This window comes from Massilia luteola, from assembly GCF_034420155.1.
GTDB classification, from domain to species: Bacteria; Pseudomonadota; Gammaproteobacteria; order Burkholderiales; family Burkholderiaceae_D; genus Telluria; species Telluria luteola.
Genome location: NZ_JAXOFN010000007.1, coordinates 14,641 through 35,739, shown reverse-complemented (window position 1 = coordinate 35,739; position 21,099 = coordinate 14,641). Strand labels below are relative to the sequence as shown.

General features: G+C 64.0%; 15 protein-coding genes and 1 tRNA gene. 9 read left to right on the top strand and 7 right to left on the bottom strand.

Annotated elements, in window-relative coordinates:
* Window positions 1-36 precede the first annotated feature (36 nt).
* From U9J41_RS10170 to U9J41_RS10150, 5 genes are read left to right on the top strand one after another with little or no spacing between them, the layout of a single operon-like run.
* Window positions 37-960, top strand: coding sequence for a hypothetical protein (locus tag U9J41_RS10170; RefSeq protein ID WP_322402077.1), 924 nt, complete (start codon window positions 37-39; stop codon window positions 958-960).
* A 34-nt stretch (window positions 961-994) separates the two neighbouring features.
* Window positions 995-2,455, top strand: a complete 1,461-nt coding sequence (locus tag U9J41_RS10165) for an oligosaccharide flippase family protein (RefSeq protein ID WP_322402076.1) — start codon at window positions 995-997, stop codon at window positions 2,453-2,455.
* Window positions 2,456-2,503: 48 nt separating this feature from the next.
* Window positions 2,504-2,755: an acyl carrier protein gene (locus U9J41_RS10160; protein ID WP_075796479.1), complete on the top strand. Its 252-nt coding sequence runs from the start codon at window positions 2,504-2,506 to the stop codon at window positions 2,753-2,755.
* Window positions 2,752-3,612: a hydrolase 2, exosortase A system-associated gene (locus tag U9J41_RS10155; RefSeq protein ID WP_322402075.1), complete on the top strand. Its 861-nt coding sequence runs from the start codon at window positions 2,752-2,754 to the stop codon at window positions 3,610-3,612. Before U9J41_RS10160 ends, U9J41_RS10155 begins: the two co-directional genes overlap by 4 nt.
* On the top strand, window positions 3,602-4,447 hold the full coding sequence (locus tag U9J41_RS10150; protein WP_322402074.1) for a hydrolase 1, exosortase A system-associated: 846 nt from the start codon (window positions 3,602-3,604) through the stop codon (window positions 4,445-4,447). The genes U9J41_RS10155 and U9J41_RS10150 overlap by 11 nt, the downstream gene beginning before the upstream one ends.
* A 3-nt stretch (window positions 4,448-4,450) precedes the next feature.
* Here the strand turns inward: U9J41_RS10150 and U9J41_RS10145 are convergent, their stop codons facing one another.
* The 7 genes from U9J41_RS10145 to U9J41_RS10115 all read right to left on the bottom strand — a co-directional run bounded on the left by U9J41_RS10145 (window position 4,451) and on the right by U9J41_RS10115 (window position 14,052).
* The gene (locus U9J41_RS10145; protein ID WP_322402225.1) at window positions 4,451-5,890 is read right to left on the bottom strand and encodes a right-handed parallel beta-helix repeat-containing protein; all 1,440 of its coding nucleotides are present in this window, start codon (window positions 5,888-5,890) and stop codon (window positions 4,451-4,453) included.
* Window positions 5,891-5,892: 2 nt separating this feature from the next.
* Window positions 5,893-7,254, bottom strand: coding sequence for a PEP-CTERM-box response regulator transcription factor (prsR, locus tag U9J41_RS10140; RefSeq protein ID WP_322402073.1), 1,362 nt, complete (start codon window positions 7,252-7,254; stop codon window positions 5,893-5,895).
* A gap of 11 nt (window positions 7,255-7,265) precedes the next feature.
* Window positions 7,266-9,368 carry an XrtA/PEP-CTERM system histidine kinase PrsK gene (gene prsK / locus U9J41_RS10135; RefSeq protein ID WP_322402072.1) on the bottom strand — a complete coding sequence of 701 codons (2,103 nt, stop codon included), beginning with the start codon at window positions 9,366-9,368 and terminating at the stop codon, window positions 7,266-7,268.
* Window positions 9,369-9,435: 67 nt separating this feature from the next.
* Complete coding sequence (locus tag U9J41_RS10130) at window positions 9,436-10,848, bottom strand: TIGR03013 family XrtA/PEP-CTERM system glycosyltransferase (protein ID WP_322402071.1); 1,413 nt, start codon at window positions 10,846-10,848, stop codon at window positions 9,436-9,438.
* Between the two features lie 243 nt (window positions 10,849-11,091).
* Window positions 11,092-12,381, bottom strand: a complete 1,290-nt coding sequence (locus U9J41_RS10125) for a nucleotide sugar dehydrogenase (protein WP_322402070.1) — start codon at window positions 12,379-12,381, stop codon at window positions 11,092-11,094.
* Between the two features lie 426 nt (window positions 12,382-12,807).
* The gene (locus U9J41_RS10120) at window positions 12,808-13,794 is read right to left on the bottom strand and encodes a glycosyltransferase family 2 protein (RefSeq protein WP_322402069.1); all 987 of its coding nucleotides are present in this window, start codon (window positions 13,792-13,794) and stop codon (window positions 12,808-12,810) included.
* A gap of 182 nt (window positions 13,795-13,976) precedes the next feature.
* Window positions 13,977-14,052, bottom strand: a tRNA-Arg gene (locus U9J41_RS10115).
* Window positions 14,053-14,236: 184 nt separating this feature from the next.
* Between U9J41_RS10115 and U9J41_RS10110 the strand changes: the two genes are divergently transcribed.
* The 4 genes from U9J41_RS10110 to U9J41_RS10095 all read left to right on the top strand — a co-directional run bounded on the left by U9J41_RS10110 (window position 14,237) and on the right by U9J41_RS10095 (window position 20,987).
* Window positions 14,237-15,133, top strand: coding sequence for a c-type cytochrome (locus U9J41_RS10110; RefSeq protein ID WP_322402068.1), 897 nt, complete (start codon window positions 14,237-14,239; stop codon window positions 15,131-15,133).
* Window positions 15,134-15,194: 61 nt separating this feature from the next.
* Window positions 15,195-16,340: a right-handed parallel beta-helix repeat-containing protein gene (locus U9J41_RS10105; protein WP_322402067.1), complete on the top strand. Its 1,146-nt coding sequence runs from the start codon at window positions 15,195-15,197 to the stop codon at window positions 16,338-16,340.
* Between the two features lie 507 nt (window positions 16,341-16,847).
* Complete coding sequence (locus tag U9J41_RS10100) at window positions 16,848-18,695, top strand: right-handed parallel beta-helix repeat-containing protein (RefSeq protein ID WP_322402066.1); 1,848 nt, start codon at window positions 16,848-16,850, stop codon at window positions 18,693-18,695.
* A gap of 648 nt (window positions 18,696-19,343) precedes the next feature.
* Window positions 19,344-20,987 carry a right-handed parallel beta-helix repeat-containing protein gene (locus U9J41_RS10095; RefSeq protein ID WP_322402065.1) on the top strand — a complete coding sequence of 548 codons (1,644 nt, stop codon included), beginning with the start codon at window positions 19,344-19,346 and terminating at the stop codon, window positions 20,985-20,987.
* Window positions 20,988-21,099 lie beyond the last annotated feature (112 nt).

Sequence of the window (21,099 nt, the reverse complement as noted above, 5' to 3'; positions counted from 1 at the left end):
TTTGAATTTGAACAGCGGAAAAGGGAGTCCTGAGGAATGTCTTTAGTCGAGAGGGTGGTCCAGCGCGCAAGGCGAGACTATTTCCGATGGCAGTACCAGAAAGTCGCACGCCAGATCCTGGACACCCGTCCCGTGCAGCGCGGCGAACTGCCCTTCACGCTGCTGTCGATGGTGCACCAGCGCGACGTCCATTCCTACCTGGTCGCGGTCAAGTCGTTTACGCATTTCCTGAATCCGTCCCGCATCGTCGTCGTGTGCGATCCGTCGATCGACGAGAACGACCGCGCCGTACTGAAACATCACCTGCCGCACGTGATCCTGCGCGAGGCGCACGAATTCACCCATGCGGACATCCCGCGCGGCGGCACCTGGGAGCGCCTGTTCGCGATCTCCGGCTATGCGCTGGACAGCTACGTCATCCAGCTGGATGCCGACACGCTGACCGTACAGCCGATCCCGGAAGTGCTGCAAGCCGTCCAGGCCGGGGCCGGCTTCGTGCTGGGCGAAATCCCGGACACGCCGATCCGCCCGCTGGACGCCGTGCGCGCCCACGCGCTGCCGAAAATGAAACCGGGCGCGCACATCCAGACGCTGTCGGAAGCCGAGATGGCCAACGTCGGCCTGCCGGGCGACGCCCGCTACGTGCGCGGCTGCTCCGGCTTCACGGGTTTTCCGCCGTCGACGACGATGCGCGACAACCTGCTCGACTTCTCGCGCCGCATGACCGGCAAACTGGGCGAGGACTGGAAACGCTGGGGCACCGAACAGGTGACGTCGAACTACCTGGTGGCGAACGCGTTCGCCACGAAATCGCTGCCGTTCCCGAAATACGGCACGCCCGACTGCGCCACGGCGGAGACGGCGTTCTTCCACTTCATCGGGCCGATGCGCTTCATCAACAACAAGTACAAGACGACGTCGCGCCAGGCCATCCACCTGATCTCCAACGCGCCGGCCTGATTCTCGGCGCGTTTTTCTCCCCGGTTGCCCTGTCATGGCAGATTTGCGTCGTTCGCTCGTCATCAACTTCTTCGCGACTTCGGGCACCAAGGTCCTGCAGTTCATCGTCAGCATCCTGCTGGCGCGGATCCTGAGCGCGAGCGAGATCGGCATCTATTCGATGACCGTCGTGTTCGTGAACTTCGCGCAGGTGTTCCGCGACTTCGGCGTCAGCTATTACCTGCAGCGCGAACCGGACCTCGACAACGACAAGATCCGCTCGGCCACCGGCGTCGTGTTCACGACGTCGTGGATCATCGCGGCCGCCCTGTTCGCGGCCAGCGGCTGGCTCGGCATGTGGTTCAAGGAACCAGGCATCGTGCCGGTGATGCGCGTGCTGGCCATCGGCTTCGTCTTCATCCCGTTTGGCACCGTCACGGGCGCCCTGCTGGCGCGCGGCTACGAGGCCGAGAAGCAGGCCGTCGTCCACGTCGTCGGCACCGTGTGCTTCTGCGCCAGCACGCTGATCCTCGGCGAGATGGGCTACGGCGCGATGTCCATGGCGTGGGGTAACCTGATCAACATCCTCGCCTGCGGCATCGCCTACATCCCCCTGCGTCCGAAGGGCATGCCGTGGCTGCCGGGCTTCCGCCACTGGAAGAGCGTCGCCCACTTCGGCGTCGGCTCCCTCGTGACGAACTGCGCGACCACGTTGAACAACTCGATCCCCGACATCCTGCTGGGCAAGCTGGGGTCCGCGCGCCATGTCGGCCTGTTGAGCCGCGCGAATTCCACCGTGTCGATCTTCAGCTACGTGGCCGGTTCGACGATGAACTACGGCGCCGTCCCCTACATGGCGCAGACGTACCACCGCGGCGAATCGCTGGCGCCGATCCTGGCCCGCTCCACGCTGCTGCTGACCGGCGTCGGCTGGACCGCGCTGGCGCTGACGGCCGTGCTGGGCCAGGACGTCGTCGTCGCGCTATACGGCGCCAAATGGCTCGAATGCGTGCCCGCGATCCTGCCGCTCGTGCTGGCGGCCTTCGTGACCCTGGCCTTCAACTACATCCCGATGGCGGTGACGGCGATCGGCCGTCCCTACCTGAGCGCCGTCCCGGTCGTCGTTACGCTGGCGACCCGCATCCTGTTCGGCGTGCTGCTGTACGACGGCAGCCTGAATGGATTTGCCTGGGCGCTGTTCTTCGCGACCGTCGCCAGCGCGCCCGTCACCGCGATCCAGCAGAGCCGCTATTTCGGCTTCACGACCGCGATGATGATCCGCGCCCTGCTGCCCAGCGCCGTCGTGGCGGTGGGCACCGGCGCCGTCGCGTGGCTGCTGGCGATGCTGCTGCCGGCCTCCCTCCCGGCGATGGCGCGCCTGCTCGTGATGCTGCTGCCGCTGGCCGCCGCCTGGTATGTGCTGCTGCGCGCCACGCGCCACGAACTCGTGGGCGAAGTGCACCGCCTGGCCGCACCGTTGAAGGCCCGCCTGGCGCTGCTGCTCCCGAATGTATAATCGACCGCTCGCTTGCCAAGCGGGCGCTCACCGAACCGAATGACCATCATGACGTATCTCGACGAAGTCAAAGCGACCCTGATCGACGTGCTGAGCCTGGGCGACGCCGGCCAGCGCCTGAATGCCGATTCCCCCCTGCTGGGCAGCCTGCCCGAACTCGACTCGATGGCCGTCGTCAGCCTGATCGGCGCGCTCGAAGAACGGTTCGGCATCGCCATCGACGACGACGACATCAGCGCCAGCACCTTCGAAACCCTGGGCAGCCTGGCCGATTTCGTGGCCGCGAAACGCGCCGAATGACACCACAGCGGGCCGAGGTGGACACGGAACCGTTCTTCCTCGGCAGCGGCGCCGACCAGCGCTTCTGCCTGTTCCACCGGCCCGCGGGCACCTGCCGCGGCGCCGTCCTGTACGTGCCGCCGTTCGCCGAAGAACTCAACCGCACCCGCCGCATGGCCGCCCTCGGCGCGCGCCGCCTGGCCGCGCACGGCTATGGCGTGCTGCAGATCGACCTGCTCGGCACCGGCGACAGCGCCGGCGACTTCGCCGATGCCCGCTGGGATGCATGGAAGCAGGACCTCGACCTGGGCGCCGCCTGGCTGCGCGCCCGCATCGACGCGCCGCTGACGCTGTGGGGCCTGCGCCTGGGCGCTTTGCTCGCGCTCGACTACGCGCGCACAGCAGGAAACACCTCGTACCGGCTCGCGCCGCTGCTGCTGTGGCAACCGGTCGCCAGCGGCGCCACGTATCTGACCCAGTTCCTGCGCCTGCGCACGGCGGGCGCGATGCTGGGCGACGACGCCGCTGCGCAGACGGGAACGAAAGCCTTGCGCGCCGCGTTGCAGGCCGGAGAGACGCTGGAAATCGCCGGCTACGATTTATCTCCCGAACTGGCGCGCGCGATCGACGCCCTGCCCGCGCCCGATGCCATGATGCCGCCCGCCCCGGCGCACTGGTTCGAGGTGCTCGGCGCGCCCGGGCAAGCGCCGGGACCGGCCGCCGCGCGCGTCAAGGCGGCGTGGGAAAGCCAGGGCACGCCGCTCCACCTGCACACGGTGACGGGGTCGCCTTTCTGGGCCACGACGGCGGTGTCGACCTGCCCCGCGCTGCTCGACGCCACCGCCCGCGTCGTCGGGGAGCGCGCTCATGTCGTATGAAGAACGCGCCCTTGCTTTCCGCTGCGACGGCGATACGCTGGTCGGCATCGCGAGCGTGCCGGCGGCGCCGTGCGCGCGCGGCGTGCTGATCGTCGTCGGCGGTCCGCAATACCGTGTCGGCAGCCATCGCCAGTTCGCCCTGCTGGCGCGCCACCTGGCCGCGCACGGCATCGCCGCCATGCGCTTCGATTACCGCGGCATGGGCGACAGCGCCGGCGAGGAACGCGATTTTGAAATCGTCCAGGACGACATCCGCGCCGCGCTCGATGCCTTCGTCGACGCCGTCCCGGGCCTCACCGACGTCGTGCTGTGGGGCCTGTGCGACGGCGCCTCGGCGGCCGCGATGTATGCGCCGGGCGACGCGCGCGTGCGCGGCCTCGTGCTGCTCAATCCCTGGGTGCGCACGGACGACGGCGTCGCCCGCACGACCTTGAAACACCACTACCGCGACCGCCTGCGCGACCCCGCGTTCTGGCGCAAGCTGGCACGCGGAAAATTCGACTACGCGGGCTCGCTGGCATCGATGCTGAAACTCGTGCGCACCGCGTTCGCGGGCCGCGCATCGTCGTCGGAAGACGCCCCCGCTGCGCTGCCCGAGCGCATGCGCCAGGGCCTGCACGCATTCGGCGGCCACACGCTGCTCGTGATCGGCGGCGCCGACCTGACGGGGCGCGAATTCTGCGACGTGGCCGGATCGACGCCGGCCTGGAAACGCCTCGCGAGCGCGCCGCGCGTTACCTGGCGCCGTCTCGACGGCGCCGACCACACGTTCTCGCGCCGCGCCTGGCGCGACCAGGTCGCCGAATGGACCCGCGAGTGGGTCGTGTCGTGGTGACGTTCAGGAAGCCGGCCGGCAATCCGTAAAGCGCGCAAACGCGCCATACGCGACGGGCGCGGCGCGCCGTTTGCCGCACAGGTCGAGCGCGTCCGCCGGCCGCCCGTCGCTATCCGTCCCGTCGCGCAACGGCGGCTCGCCGCGCCAGGAAAAATCACCGGTCTCCGGTGCCCGGAACAGGCTGCGCACGGGATGGCTGCCGACGTACGCGCGCCACAGCGGCGTCGCGCGATTGTCGCCCAGGTGCACGATGCCGCCGTCGCGGGCGCGGATCGGGCCGTCGACGAGATTCCCGTCCACCACCGCGCTGCTCGTCGGATAACGCACGTCGATGCCGCTCGTGTCGACGAGCGTGTTGTCGACGATCTTGCTGGCCGCCGCGCCGTTCAGGTAGATGCCCACGTCCGAACAGCCGACGATCAGGTTGGCGCGCACGACACTCCCTTCCTGCTCGGTGATGCAGCGGCCGTCGCGGCAGAATTCCCGGCCCGTGCCGCCGCCGCCCAGCGACAGCCCGATGCGCTGTCCCGGCTGGTCGCGCAAGGTCTGCTCGCACCAGACGACGTTGCGTTCGAAGACGTTGTCCTTGCCGCCGCCCTTGGCGAACGCGCCGTAGCTGACCTCGTTGCCGTCGCGCTTGACGAAGTCGGTGATGAGGTTCGCGCGCACGGTCCAGCCGCTGGCGGTGACGAGATCGATGGGCGTCACCGGCTTTGTCGTCGCGCGCACGTGCGTGGCGGCCAGGGTCGTGTGGTCGATCAGGCCGTCGTCGGGGTAGCGGCCGTTTTGGCCATTGATCTTGATGTGCGCGTTGAAGTCGCGGATCGTGTTGTTGACGCTCGCGAAGTGATGGCCGTCGCCGATGACGTGGAAGGCGTGCTCGCAGTCGCCGTCCGCCCGGCACACGCCGCGGATATCGAGGTTCTCGAAGCGCCAGTACGGCGCACCGACGACGAAGCCCTCGAGCGTCTCGAGTTCGATGTGCACGGTACCCGGCTGCGCCGCGCGCACGACGATGCGCGCGTCGGCCCGGCCCGCGCGCGCGATGCCGATGCCCTTGCCCTGGAAGCGGTAGGTGCCCGGCGCCAGCGTGATGACGTCGCCCGGTGCCGCCTCCTTGAGCGCGGCGCGCAGGGCGTCGGGCGTCGCGACCTGGACGCCGCCCGCATCCTGTCCGGCGGCCCGCGGCTGCGCGCCGACGTTCAGGGCCAGCCGGGGCGGCGCCGCGCCGGCGGGGCCGCGGTCGAGCGTCGTCAGGATGGCGGCGACGCGGCGGCCGCTGCCGACGATGAACGGGTTATGGCCGCTGGTGCGCTTTTCGATGTACGGCGCGAGCGTGCGCGGCGCGACGCCCACGCGGTCGACGATGGCCGGCAGCGCGGCGGCAAGCAGCAAGGCCACGACGCCCGCCGCCAGCAGGCCGCGGCGCGCCAGCCGGCGCATCGTCACGCGCTGGCCTTGATGCCGTGGCGTCCCATCAGGTCATACAATGTGGGACGGCTGACGCCCAGCATCTCGGACGCCTTGACGATGTTGCCGTCGGTGCGCGCCAGCGCGCGGGCGATGGCTTTATATTCGGCCTCGTCGCGCACCTGGCGCAGGTTCAGCGGTTCCTCTTCGGCGCCCGTGTCGGGCAGGCCCAGGTCGTCGGCGACGATGGTGTTCGCGTCAGCCATGATGACGGCGCGCTTGATGCAGTTTTCCATCTCGCGCACGTTGCCGGGCCATTGATACGCTTCGATCGCGGCCAGCGCGTCCGGCGCGAAGTGCAGCGACGCGCGCGACTCCTGCGCGCAGAACTTGTTCTTGAAGTGATGGGCCAGCAGCGCGGCGTCGCCTTCGCGCTGGCGCAGCGGCGGGATCGTCACGACGATTTCCGACAGGCGGTAATACAAGTCTTCGCGGAAGCGGCCCTGCGCGCACAAGTCCTTCAGCTTCTGGTGCGTCGCGCAGACGATGCGCACGTCGACCGGGATCTCCTCGTGGCCGCCGATGCGTTCGATCACGCGCTCCTGCAAAAAGCGCAGCAGCTTGGCCTGCAGCGCCATCGGCAGGTCCCCGACCTCGTCGAGGAAGAACGTGCCGCCGTGGGCGAGTTCCACTTTGCCCTTGGTCTGCTTGGCCGCGCCCGTGAAGGCGCCCTTTTCGTAGCCGAACAATTCGCTTTCCAGCAGGTTTTCCGGAATCGCCGCGCAGTTGATCGCCATGAAGCGCTCTTTCGCACGCGGCGACAGCGCGTGGATGGCGCGCGCCAGCACCTCCTTGCCGGTGCCCGATTCGCCCAGCAGCATGACGGAGGCGGACGTCGGCGCCACCTTCTCGATGGTGCGGCAGACCTTGAGCATGCCCGGGTCGCGCGAGATCACGCCGGCCAGCGGCGAGTCGGCCTGCGACTGCTGCATGCGACGGTTTTCCTGCTGCAGGTTGTGCAGGAAGAAGGCGCGCTGGATCACGAGGTTCAGCACTTCCGGGTCGACCGGCTTCTGGTGAAAATCGTAGGCGCCCATGGCGATCGCCTTGACGGCGTTGGCATGGTCCTGGTTGCCCGTCAGGACGATCACGCGCGTATCCGGCGCCAGCGCCAGGATCTGCTGCAGGGTCGCCAGGCCCTCGGTGGGGCCGTCCGGATCGGGTGGCAGGCCCAGGTCCATCGTGCACACGGGCGGTTCGTGGCGGCGGATCTGCGCCAGCGCCGCCTCGCGGTCGCCGGCCACCACGACGTCATACGCGTCCAGGCTCCAGCGCAGCTGCTTTTGCAGGCCCGGGTCGTCTTCGATGATCAACAGCTTGGGTTTTGCTTGGGTCATGGTGTCTTCTTTCAGGCGATCGTCGCGGCCGCGGCGACGCGATGCAGCGGCAGGACGACCTTGAACGTTGTGCCGAGCGCGGGTTGGCTGGTCACTTCCAGCGCCCCGCCCAGTTCAGTGATGTATTCCCGGCTCTCGAACACGCCGATACCCATGCCGGCCGACTTGGTCGAATCGAACGGCTTGAACAGGCGCTCGCGGATGAATTCCTCCGTCATGCCTTCGCCGGTATCCGTGATCTCGACCTCGACGGCTTCGCCGCGCCCGCCGGCCGCCGGGCCCACGCGGACCATCACGTGGCCGTCGCGCGGCGTCGCCTCGATCGCGTTCTGGATCAGGTGGCCGATCACGCGTTCGAGGCGCTCGCGGTCGGCCAGAACCAGCAGGCCGGCCTGCTCGACGAGCAGCTGCGGATGCGGCTCGAACGCGCTTTTCAGGGCCAGCGCCTGGCGCGCGACCTCATCGACGGCCAGCGGCTGCGGCTTCTCGGCATTCTCGCTGCGCGACAGCTTTTGCAGCAGCAGCTTCATCTTCTGCACGGAGTGGTTCAGCGTCTCCAGCATATCGCGCTGGAATTCCGGATTGTCCTTGTGCTTTTCCGCGTTGGCGTTCATCAGCGACAGCTGGGCGACGAGATTCTTGAGGTCGTGCACGACGAACGTCGACATGCGGTTGAACGACTCGAACTGGCGCGCCACCATCAGCGCATTGGCCGCGTCTTCCTGCGCGAGGTAGCTGGCGGCCTGGCTGCCGGCGATTTCGAGCAGGTCGATGATTTCCCAGTTCAGTTTCAACGCGCTGCGCGCGCGCTGCAGCACGACGAAGCCGAACAGTTTTTCCTGCAGCATCAGCGGCACGACGAGCCAGCGGCGCGGCATGTCCAGCAGCCACTCGGGCAGCGCCAGGCCTTCGTACTTGTCGGGGCGCTCGACGTATTCGTCGACGTCGATCACCCACTGCGTGCTTTCCAGGAAGCGGCAGAACGGCGCGTTGGCCGGCTCCGCCACGTGCATGTCGGGCGCCTGCCAGCCCGCCATCACCGTGAAGCGGCCGCCGGTATCGCGCTGCCACAACGTGCCGCCGGGACTTTCGACGAGCGTTGCCAGCGCCTGGATCGCGCGCTCGCCCAGGTTCGGGCCGCGCTCGGACAAGGTGCGCGTAAATCGCATCCACTCTTCGCGGTAATCGTAGTTGTAGCGATAAAAATGCTTGCTGATCGAAACCTTCAGCCAGGAGCGCGCGGTGCCGGAAAACAGGATCACGCCCAGCAGCGAGATGGCGCCGAACAGGAAGCCGGTCTGCATCACCGTGCCCCAGCTGCCGCCGACATAACGCAGGTAGTAGCCGACCGATCCCATGGCCAGCAGATAGATCGCGGAACCGACCAGCGCGGCCGAATGGAACACGACGCGGCGCGACACGGCGAACGACGTCGTCCACGATTTACGGCGCGTCATCGACACCGCCACCAGCGGCATGGTCAGCGCGTTGACGAAGCCGCGCGCCGTCCACAGGTCCGGGCTCAGTTTACGGAACAGCAGCGCATTGCTGTACATGTAGAAATCGTAGGCGAACATGCCGCCGATGCCGAGGCAGGCGAACTTGATCGCCCAGCGCTCCTCGATGGTCTTGTTGCGGTAGACCTGCTCGACGAGCAGCATCCCGTACACCGACAGGCCGACGTAACCGATCAGGAGGGGCAGGCCGAGTTCGGGCAACAGCTCGTTGTGCCAATGAGCGACGCCGACGCCGGCCAGCAACAGCAGATAGACGCATCCGGCCGCCAGCAACGACGGGCGCGGCGCGTGGAAGCGGCCGAGGATCAGGCGCGCAGGCAGGTCGTCCGATTCCTGTTGCCAGTGGCCGAGCAGGGCCACGAGAAACAGCGACCAGGCGCCGTCGCGCAGCAGTTCGAGCGCGGCGGTCGAGGTATTCCACAGGATTTCCTGCGCCGCGTCCCAGCCGAGCGCCGCGGCCCATGCGGCCGTGGCCAGGCACGCGGTACTGAGCGTGCCGCGCTGGACACGGCCGCGCCAGCCCGACAGGACCGACAGGCCCAGTGCGAGGAAGCCGATGGCGGCCAGTGCGTAGCTGGAAGCAGCGATATTGATCACATTACTGGGCAGGATTCGGTGGTCATCCGCGGCCGCCCGCCGGCCTTGTCGGCAGCCGCGGGCAGCATCAGCGTCCGCTGCGGAACAGGACGACCTTCAGGGTATCGATCAGGATCAGCACGTCCAGGAACAGGCTGTTGTTCTTGACGTAGTACAGATCGTACTGCAGCTTCTGCAGCGCGTCCTCGGCCGACGAGCCGTAGCCGTAGCGCACCTGGGCCCAGCCGGTGATGCCCGGCTTGACGCTGTGGCGCACGTTGTAATACGGGACCACTTCGATCAGCTGGTCGACGAAATACTGGCGCTCGGGACGCGGGCCGACGAACGACATGTCGCCCTTGAGCACATTGAGCACCTGCGGCAGCTCGTCGATACGCGTCTTGCGCATGAAATTGCCGGCGCGCGTGATGCGCGGATCGTTCTGCTGCGCCCATTGCGGCTTGCCGCCCTTTTCCGCGTCCGTGCGCATGCTGCGGAATTTGTGGACGAAGAACGTCGCGCCGTCCTTGCCGACCCGCTCCTGCGAATAGAACACGGGGCCGCCGTCTTCCACCTTGACGGCCAGCGCCGCCAGCAGCATCAGCGGGAGCGTCAGCACCATGATGATCAGGCTGCAGACGATGTCGAAGCTGCGCTTCATGAACGTGCGCGCGAAGCTCTGGTCGAAACCGCCGCCGAACACGAGCCAAGACGGCTGCAGCGAATCGACGCGGATCTGGCAGGTCTCGCGCTCGAAGAAGGTGGCGGCGTCCGTGACCTTGAACCCCTGCAGCTTGCACTCGAGGAGGTCCTTGATGGGGAAGCCACCGCGGCGGTTCTGCACGGAGACGACGATTTCCTCGACGTTGTACTGGCGTGCCAGCGCGACGAGCGATTCACCCTCGCGCGAATTCAGCAGGTTCGTCGACGGCACGCACAATTCTTCGGTCGGCGTCGGCACGAAGCCGGCGATGTTGTAGCGGTGATAGCTGGCGCTCTGCACGGCCAGGTCGCTGCATTCCTTGGCCAGCGGACCGCTGCCCAGGAACAGGATGCGGGTTTCCAGGAAGCGCAGTTCGGACGACTTGAAGAACACCATGCGCGCCAGGAAGATGCCGCTGGCGGCGATCCCGAACACGAGCGCCATGATGCCGCGTCCGAAGTACAGGTCCGGTGCGACATAGAACACCAGCGTCAGGATCAGGAAGCCCATCAGGAACGAGGGCATCAGCTTCATGAAGAACGGATGGCGCAGGCCTTCGTTGAAGTCGAGCTGGTACATCCCCATCGCGCTCATGCTGAAAATGATCGCTGCGGTAAAGGCGATGGCGGACGTGAAGAAATGATCGAGATGGCCGATGTTGGGCAGGCCGGCATTCTGGCCCACTTCCATGAATCGCACCGCTGCGCCGATGTAGACTGCGCCGAGCAGTACCAGCACTTCGACGAACAGCAGGACGAACACGATCTTCGACACATAGTGATTAGAAATCCTAAGCACAGTTGCCTCCGGAGTAGCTGTTATTGCTGACTTGCACAACCAATGGTCTAAGCGGGAGACGCACGGGCGTTCCCGAAAGCTTTTGACTCGAGGAAAGAAAATAAGGCCAAGAATAGCCAGGAACTGTCATTGTCATCATTACATGCGAAACGGCAAGGCTCGGGGACCAAGCGGCCTGCCCTCGGCACGACCTGTTGAATAGTCATGGCAGCCGCGACCGGAATCGCGGCTGCCCGCATTACATTACAAACGCCAGACGCAGTAGCCGGCCTCGCGGATCCCGTTCGGATCGAACTGGGCCTTCACGTCGACGAAACAGCCGCCGTCGTTCAGCTTGGCCTGGATGTCCGTCAGCGAACGCGCCAGCACTTCCTTGTGCGGGACCGCGACGATGAGGGCATCGGCCTTGGGCAGGTCTTCCCAGCTCTCCAGCTTGATGCCGTATTCGTGCTGCGCTTCGTCCGCCTCCGCCACCGGGTCGTACACGTGCACGTCGACACCGTAGGACTGTAGCTCGTACACGATGTCGGCGACCTTGGAATTGCGCAGATCGGGGCAATTTTCCTTGAACGTCAGGCCGATCACGTTGACTTTCGACCCCTTGACGTGGAAACCGGCCGAAATCATCGACTTGACGGTTTTCTCGGCAACGAACTTGGCCATGCCGTCGTTGATGCGGCGGCCTGCCAGGATCACTTGCGGGTGGTAGCCGATCATCTCGGCCTTGTGCGTCAGGTAGTACGGGTCGACGCCGATGCAGTGGCCGCCCACCAGGCCCGGGCGGAACGGCAGGAAGTTCCATTTCGTGCCGGCGGCCTTCAGCACTTCCAGCGTGTCGATGCCGATCTTGTCGAAGATGATCGCCAGTTCGTTCATCAGGGCGATGTTCAGGTCGCGCTGCGTGTTCTCGATGACCTTGGCCGCTTCCGCGACCTTGAGGCTGGACGCGCGGTGCACGCCGGCCTTGACGACGGTCTCGTACATGGACGCGACGCGGTCCAGGGTTTCCTGGTCGTCGCCGGAGACCACTTTCATCACATTGGTCAGCGTGTGTTCCTTGTCGCCCGGGTTGATGCGCTCGGGCGAGAAGCCGACGTGGAAGTCTTCCTTCCACTTCATGCCGGAGAATTTTTCCAGGACGGGGATGCAGACTTCCTCGGTGGCGCCCGGATAGACGGTCGATTCGAAGATGACGATCGCGCCGCGCTTCATGTGCTTGCCGACGGTCTCGCTGGCGCCGATCAGCGGCGCGAAGTCGGGAACGTGGGCGATGTCGACGGGCGTCGGGACGCCGATCAGGATGTAATCGGCCTGCGCCAGCGCGGCCGGGTCGGTCGTGACACTCAGGTGCCGTGCTGCACGCAATTGTTCAGTCGAAACCTCACCGGCGGGATCGACAAATTTCTTGTAGCTTTCGACCTTTGCCACCGATAAATCGAACCCGATCGTCGGGCCGAGCTTGCCGAACTCGACAGCCAGCGGCAAACCTACATAACCCAATCCAACTACTGCGATGACCTCGTCTGGCTTCATATTGATTCCGTTCCGCAAATTTGCTATTACGATAACTTTTGTTTAGCACGGAAACATCTGCATGCTCGACAAGTCGCCCCATCCTGCGGACGACGGCGACCCATGTCATCGACAGTGACAGAGCATCGCTCATGCCGCGGTAGCCAACCCAATGTTCACGAATCCTCACCGCCGTGCTGATGAGATAATAACATTTTATCGATTACAAGTTAGCAACAAGACATACCGTGCGCATGAAACGAACGCTCCAAGAACAGCAGAATAAGTGGGTGCAGTCAAAAGAGGCAAGCACTACCTTATACCGATGTCACGGAGTGTTGTAAGCATGGTTATTGAACGCTCGTAACTTGTCGTAATGTTATGCTTTCCGGGTAAATTGCCCATTACCCCATGCGTACCGCATAACCCGGACGACCACGGCGTTTGTCAGCCTGGCTGGTGTTCGACCGCCAGGCCGGACGCCGCGCTCGGGGTCGGGGCGCCGCCGCCGGCATCCAGGTCCAGGAATGCGCCGCGGCCCGCCTTGCTGCGCTCGCGGTTGGCGGCGATCGTCGCCTTGTCGATGCCGGCCAGCAGGCGGACCTTGGCCAGTTGCAGCTTGACGTCCTGTGTATTCAGGCGTGCCAGCGCATAGCCGAGGTGGGCGAACACGGACACCCATTCGCGGCCGAAGGAAAAATGCGTGTTCGGGTTCGAGCTGCGTGCGATGACTTCGCGCCGGAAGGTTTCGCCGGACTCGAAGAACTTGCTGGGCGGGCGCTGCTCGCGGTCATGATAGATGCGCGACGTGGGCAGGACGCCCAGCTTGAGCTTGTGGAATTGCAGGCGCTGCGTGTAATTGTCGTCTTCGCCGTAGTGGAAGAACGACGGGCTGAAGCCGCCCACGCGTTCCACGCATTCGCGCGTCATCGACCAGGCGGCGGCATTCACGAAGCCGACATCGTACACGTCCTTCACGCGGCCGAGGTAGATGTCCGAATACAGGCCCCGGCACTTGTTCGGTCCGATGTAATTGGAAAACCCGTAATCGAGACCGTCACCGGCGCCGTTCAGGTGCATCGGGCTGATGACGCCATAGCCCGGATGGCGCTGGTGCGCATCGACGAGCTTTTCGACGGCGTCCGGATCGATCCAGGCGTCCTGGTTGAGCAGGAAGACATAGTCCGCGCCGCGCTGGTACGCCAGTTCCATGCCGATGTTGTTGGCCTTGCCGAAACCGAGGTTCCGGCCCGTATTCACGATTTCGACCTCAGGATAGTCGGCGGCGATACGCGCCAGCGTGTCGTCCTGCGAACCGTTGTCGATCACGATCGTCTGCAGCGGCACGGTCGACTTGCGCAGGCTGGAAAAGCATGGCGTCACCCACTTGGATCCGTTGTAGGTCACTATGACCACAAAAACCTTGGCGCTCATCATCGTCCTCTGTGAAATGAAAATCGGCGCCGGACAGCGGTCGCGGCGCAGTGTCGAATGTTGACACATGTGCAGCCAATCCGAAAGGCAACGGACACTATCATATGCACCGGCGTTGCAGCGCACAAACTGTGGGGATGGCGACGGGATGGAAAGACATGCCGGGATCGGCGAAGGGGTGCTGGCGCGGCTGGCGGGGATCGAACCCACGACCCTTGGCTTCGGAGGCCAATACTCTATCCACTGAGCTACAGCCGCGCTGGTCGGAGTGATGCGAAGGATACAGACTTTCCCGACCGTCGTCTATGGGGAACCGGCCCTCATGGCCGGAAATTGCGTTTCCATTAAAAGTCTTTGCGTCTATAATCGGCCGGCGGCATTGCATTTAGATAAGCATTCCGTAGGGCAGAAGCAGGTTTTTTTAATTTGTATTAAGGAAATCATGAGCGACGCACATACCGAACACACATCTTTCATTCGGACCCCCAAGCAACTGATCATCGCAGTGGCTGGTTTTTTCCTGGTCATCGTCATCGGCATCATCCTGCTGGTGATCTTCGCCACCAACAAGCCCCTCGGTGGTGCCGGGTCCGAAGGCCAGAGCGCGCAGGCCATCGCCGCGCGCGTGCGCCCGGTGGCCGAGGAAGGGTTTGCGCTCAAGGATGCGAACGCGCCGAAGATTCTGCAATCGGGCCAGGCCGTGTATAACGCCGTGTGCATCGCCTGCCATGGCACGGGTGCGGCCGGCGCACCGAAAGCCGGCGACGCCGGCGCCTGGAGCGCCCGCATCGCCCAGGGCTACGACACCCTCGTCCAGCACGCCGTGCACGGCATCCGCGCCATGCCGGCCAAGGGCGGCAATGCCGATCTCGACAATATCGAAGTCGCCCGCGCGGTAGCCTTTATGGCGAACCAGGCGGGCGCCAAGTTCAAGGAACCGGAAGCGCCCGCGGCAAGCGCCGCACCGGCCCAGGCCAACGCGGCAGCCCCGGCGGCGAACACCGCACCGGCACCGGCGACGCCGGCAGCAACGCCCGGCACGCCACCCACCGCGGGCGCACTGGCAACCCCGGCCGTGGCCGGTAACAACGAAGCCGGCAAGGCCCTGTTCAATGCGACCTGCACGGCTTGCCACGGCGCCGGCATCGCCGGTGCGCCGAAATTCGGCGACAAGGAAGCGTGGGCGCCCCGTATCGCCCAAGGCACGAGCATGCTGTACCAGCATGCCATCAAGGGTTTCCAGGGCGAGGCCGGCATGATGCCGCCGCGAGGCGGCTCGACGGCATCCGATGCCGATGTGAAAGCAGCTGTGGACTACATGGTCGCGGCAGCGAAGTAAGCCGAAAAAGCCGTCCTGCGGGACGGTTTTTTTATGCTGATGAATCAAATGAGGAATTGACGTGTCACCGTTGTACATCCCCGTAACGCGCACACCGGTCCGCTTGCTGGCCGGCCTGTCGGTCGCATCCCTCCTGCTGGCCGTGGCCGGCACCGCGACCGGCGCCACGCTGTCGGTCGGCCCGGGCAAGACTTATGTTGCCCCCTGCGCCGCCATTACCGCCGCCAAGGATGGCGATACCATCGAGATCGTCGGCGACTGGACATACAGCGGCGACGTCTGTGCCATCGCCCGCAGCAACCTGACCATCCGCGGCGTGCAGGGCCGGCCCACCATCGACGCCGCCGGGCACCACCACGGCGGCAAGGGCATCTGGGTCGTCACCGGCAACAACATCACGGTCGAGAATGTCGAGATGCTGGGCGCAAAAGTGCCGGATGGGAATGGCGCGGCGCTGCGTCTGGAAGGCACGAATTTCACGCTGCGCCAGGCCTTTATCCACGATAACGAGAACGGCATTCTGAGCAATGCCAATAAAAACAGCAACATCGTGATCGAGCACAGCGAGTTTGGCCACAATGGCAGCGGCACCGGCCAGACGCATAATCTTTATATCGGTAACGCCAGGAGCCTGACCTTCCGCTACAACTATTCGCATGACGCCGTCATCGGCCACGACCTCAAGTCGCGCGCGATGTTCAACATGATCGCGTACAACCGCTTCTCGAGCACGCCCCCTGGCCGGCCCGGCAGTACGGCCAGCGGCAAGCCATCGTACGAGATCGACCTGCCGAGTGCAGGCACTTCCTATCTCATCGGCAATGTCATCGAGCAGCCGGCCGTGAACGACAATTCGACCCTCGTGGCCTATGGCGAAGAAGGCGCGACGAATCCGGGCCAGGATTTATATGTCATCAATAACACGTTCCTGAACGATTTCACCGGCGGTACGTTCGTGTTCGTCAGCGGCAAGGTGTCGACGCCGGCTCTGATCCAGAACAATCTTTTCGGCGGTCCGGGGACCTTGACCTCGCAGGCCAGTGCCATCCAGAAGGACAACCACCGCCTGGACAAGCCGGGGTTCGTCGACCGCGCCGGCTTCACGCTGCGGCCGCTCGTCAACGATATGGTCGTGAAAGCGGGGCCGGCGGCAGATCCGTGGTCGAGCGGTACCGATCCGAAAACTTCCGCATATAAAGGCCGCTGAGCCGGCTGCTGCCGCGCCTGCCGGACGGCGTCGACACGCTGCTGTCGCGCCGCCATCCCATCTCCCGTAGCGGCGGCGATGCAGCCGCGGCCGCGCGCAGCGACCTGCCATTGATGCTTCCGCACAACATCCCGCGATTCGTGGCGTTTTTTTCGCTGATTTTTCTCAAAAAAGCGAACTCAGCCGTTTCATGCCTAAACACTACGGCTCCTTGCATAAATTCAACTGTTAACTTCCTGTATTCGAAATCTCATGTTTCAGAGGGAGAATTTAAATTGGCTTGAGGAAACACAAACGGACAGTGCCCGAATATAATGTCCAAGAAATCATCAAGATGGAATTTTTGTTATGAAGAATCCTAAACAGAACGTCGATCCTCTTGATCCTAGTCTTTTTACTTAAACAATTGCTGTTACACGTTGTTACAAAGTGCGGGTCGCAAACCTCGTATTCTCCAACTTGCCCGTGGGAATTACTTCCCGCACAGAAACTCTACGAGGAATCTCCATGCACACTCTGCGTACCCACTCACTCCTGGCTGCCACCGTTCTGATGGCCTTCGCAGGTGTGACCTCAGCTTCCGCAGCCACGTTGTCGGTCGGGCCGGGCAAAGCCTATGCCAAACCGTGCGCGGCCATCGCCGTCGCCCAGGACGGCGACATCATCGAAATCACCGGCAACACCACCTACAGCGGTGACGTCTGCAGCATCAACCGCAACAACCTGACCATCCGCGGCGTCAACGGGCGTCCGAAAATCGATGCGGCCGGCAAGAACGCCGTTGAAAAAGGTATCTGGGTCGTCAACGGCAACAACCTGACCGTCGACAACGTCGAAATGTACGGCGCCAAGGTCATGGACGGCAACGGCGCCGCGTTCCGTCTGCAGGGTACCAATTTCACGCTGCGTAACGCGTTCCTGCACGATAACGAAAACGGCATCCTGGCCAATGCCAATACGAACAGCGACATCCTGATCGAGTACAGCGAGTTCGGCCACAATGGCGGCGGCACAGGCCAGACGCACAACCTGTACATCGGCCACGTGAAAAGCCTGACGTTCCGCTACAGCTACTCACACGACGCCAACGTCGGCCACAACCTCAAGTCGCGCGCCGATACGAACATGATCGCGTACAGCCGCTTCTCGAGCACGCCGCCGGGCCAGGTCGGCAGCACGGCCAGCGGCCAGCCGTCGTACGAGATCGACCTGCCGAACGCCGGTACGTCCTACATCATCGGCAACGTCATCGAACAGCCGGCCGCCAACCAGAACTCGACCATCGTCGCGTACGGCGAAGAAGGCGCGACCAACATCGGCAGCGACCTGTACGTCATCAACAATACGTTCCTGAACGATTTCGGCGACGGCACGTTCGTGTTCGTCAGCGGCAAGGTGCCGACCCCGGCGCTGATTCAGAACAATATTTTCGGTGGCATCGGTACCCTTACCACGCAGGCCAGCGCCATCCAGAAGAACAACTACCGTTCCGTTGCGCCGGGCTTCGTCGACCGTGCCAACTGGGACCTGCATCCGACCGCCAGCGCGCTCGTGATCAATGCCGCCACGGACCCGGGCAAATCCGCCAAGGGCGTGTCGCTGCTGACGGTCGCACAATATAAAGCCACCGCTTCCGGCGAAGGACGTCCGGTGGCCGGCCAGCTCGACATCGGTGCCTATGAAGCGACGGGCGACGTGGCGAACGCGGCGGCCGTCACCTGGACGGCCTGCGCCAACGAAGGCGCCGCCTGCACGTTCAGCGGCACCCGTGAAGTCCGCTTCGGCGCCAACGGTATCTATACGTCGAAAGTGATCTCCGGTTCGACGCCGTGCACGTCCGCCGTGTTCGGCGATCCGATCCACGGCGTCGCCAAGACCTGCAGCTACTCGAGCGCGACCAGCGTCGCGATCGCGGTCCCGGCGGCGAGCACGTCGTCGTGGATCGCCTGCGCCGGCGAAGGCGCCACCTGCGCGTTCAGCGGCACCCGCGAAGTCCGCTACGGCACCGACACGTCGTTCGTGACCAAGACCTATACCGGTCCCGTCGTCTGCTCGAACACCGCGTTCGGCGATCCGGCACACGGCCAGCTCAAGACCTGCAGCTACTCCAGCAACACGGTCGCGACCTCGGGTACGACCGGCACCACGACGACGGTCTCGACCGACGCCGGCTGGACGACGTGTGCGGCTGAAGGCGGTGTCTGCTCGTTCTCGGGCACGCATCAGGTCCGCTACGGCGCCAACGGCTTCTACGCGACCAAGACGGTCACCGGCTCGATCGCCTGCACGAATACGGCGTTCGGTGGCGACCCGGCGTACCGCGTCGTCAAGTCGTGCAGCTACTCGACCAACTGACGACCACGCAATCGTCCGGGTCTCCCCCATCGAAAACGCGGCCTTGTGCCGCGTTTTTTTTATTTGTGGCCGGCGCTGTGCCGCGCCCGCACGCCGGCCTGGCCGGGCGCGCCACAGGCAAAATATGCGGAGCAATCGAAGTTAATTGCCCGTAATTACCCTGAAAACAACGTTTTCTCTGAAAATAGTTTCCATGCCTGAACTTTTTCGGTAAATTCCTCGTAGGTGTTGGATGCTGGCACAAATCTTTTCCAAAAAAAATGCAGCGTGAACGCAACATCGACTTGATTTCGAAAAAATTTTTTGAAGTCATTCCGACAACCGTCGCGGCGCCGGTATTTACCAGACAGATATGTATGTTGTTACTCTGGCTCTGTCGACAAATTTTCCACCGGAAATTACATTCCATAGGGAAAGTCGGTATCTGGACCGTGTTTTCTTGCATCCGTTGCTAGAAACAGTGACCAGAAAATGTTCTTTAGCTCTACTAAATAAGGCTAAAAGGAACATTAATTACCCTTTTTTCAGGGTTATCGTTTAGCTATTTTCGGTTACACTTCGTTACAAACCGTCGATCTCAAACCTCGTATTCTGCAACTTTCCAGCAGGAACAACTGCTGACAGGCAATCGCTTACGAGGACATCGACATGCAACAACCGCGTCACATCGCATCGCGCAACACCCAATTTTCCGCATCGCGCCTGACTGCTGCCGTTCTGCTGGCATTCGCAGGCGTGACCGCGGCCTCCGCAGCCACGCTGTCGGTGGGTCCGGGCAAAACCTACGCCAAACCGTGCGCCGCGTTCGCTGTCGCCAAAGACGGCGACGTTGTCGAAATCACCGGTAACACCACGTATAGCGGCGACGTGTGCACCATCGTGCGCAGCAATCTGACGATCCGCGGCGTCAACGGCCGTGCGAAAATCGATGCGGCCGGCAAGAACGCCGGCGGCAAGGGTACCTGGGTCGTCGACGGCAACAACATCGTCGTCGATAACGTCGAGATGTACGGTGCCAAAGTGCCCGACGCGAACGGCGCCGCCTTGCGCCTCGAAGGTACCAATTTCACGCTGCGTAATTCGTTCCTGCACGATAACCAGAACGGTATCCTGGCCAACGCCAACACCAACAGCGACATCCTGGTCGAGTACAGCGAATTCGGCCACAACGGCGGTGGCGACGGCCAAACGCACAACCTGTACATCGGTCACGTGAAGAGCCTGACCTTCCGCTACAGCTTCTCGCACGACGCCAACGTCGGCCACAACCTGAAATCGCGCGCCAATACGAACATGATCGCGTACAGCCGCTTTTCGAGCCTGAACGCGGGCGAAACGGGCAGCACCGCCGCCGGCAAGCCGTCGTTCGAGATCGACCTGCCGAACGCCGGTACGTCCTACATCATCGGCAACGTCATCCAGCAGCCGGCATCGAACTCGAATTCGACCATGCTGGCCTACGGCGAAGAAGGCGCGACCAACATCGGCAGCGACCTGTACGTCGTCAACAATACGTTCCTGAACGACATGGGCAGCGGCGGTACGTTCCTGTTCGTCAGCGGCAAGGTCCCGACCGCGGCCCTGGCCCAGAACAACATCTTTGCCGGCGTCGGCACGTTCAGCACCCAGGCGACGACGATCGACAAGACCAACTACCGTTCGGCGTCGCCGAGCTTCGCGAACCGCGCCGCTTACGATCTGCATCCGACCGGCAGCGCGCTGGTGATCGATGCCGGTTCCGCGCCGGGCGTATCCGCCACCGGCGTATCGCTGACGCCGGTCGCGCAATACAAGGCCGTCGCCAACGGTGAAGCACGTCCGGTGGTGAGCCGGATCGACATCGGCGCGTACGAAGCGACCACCTCGGCCACGACCGACACCGCGACGACCTGGACGGCCTGCGCGACCGAAGGCGGCACCTGCACGTTCAGCGGCACCCGCGAAGTCCGCTTCGGCGCCAACGGTGTCTACACGTCGAAAACGATCTCGGCATCGACCCCGTGCACGACCGCCGTGTTCGGCGATCCGATCCACGGCGTCGTCAAGAGCTGCAGCTACGCCAGCACGACCGCGACGACCGTGGCCCCGGTTGCGGCCACGCCGACCTTCACGGCATGCGCCACCGAAGGGGGCACCTGCTCGTTCAGCGGCAAGCGTGAAGTCCGCTACGGCACCGCCACGATCTACACCTCGAAGGTCTTGACCGGCCCGGTCAAGTGCTCCAACACCGTGTTCGGCGACCCGGCGCACGGCCAGGTGAAGTCCTGCTCCTACTCGAGCGTGACGCAGTAATCGTCCCGCATGAAAAAAGGCCGCGAATCTCGCGGCCTTTTTTTCATTGGCGAATTTGTAGCGTGGGCACTCCCCTGCCCACGCGTTCAACCGGCGTTTGAATGGACGTGGT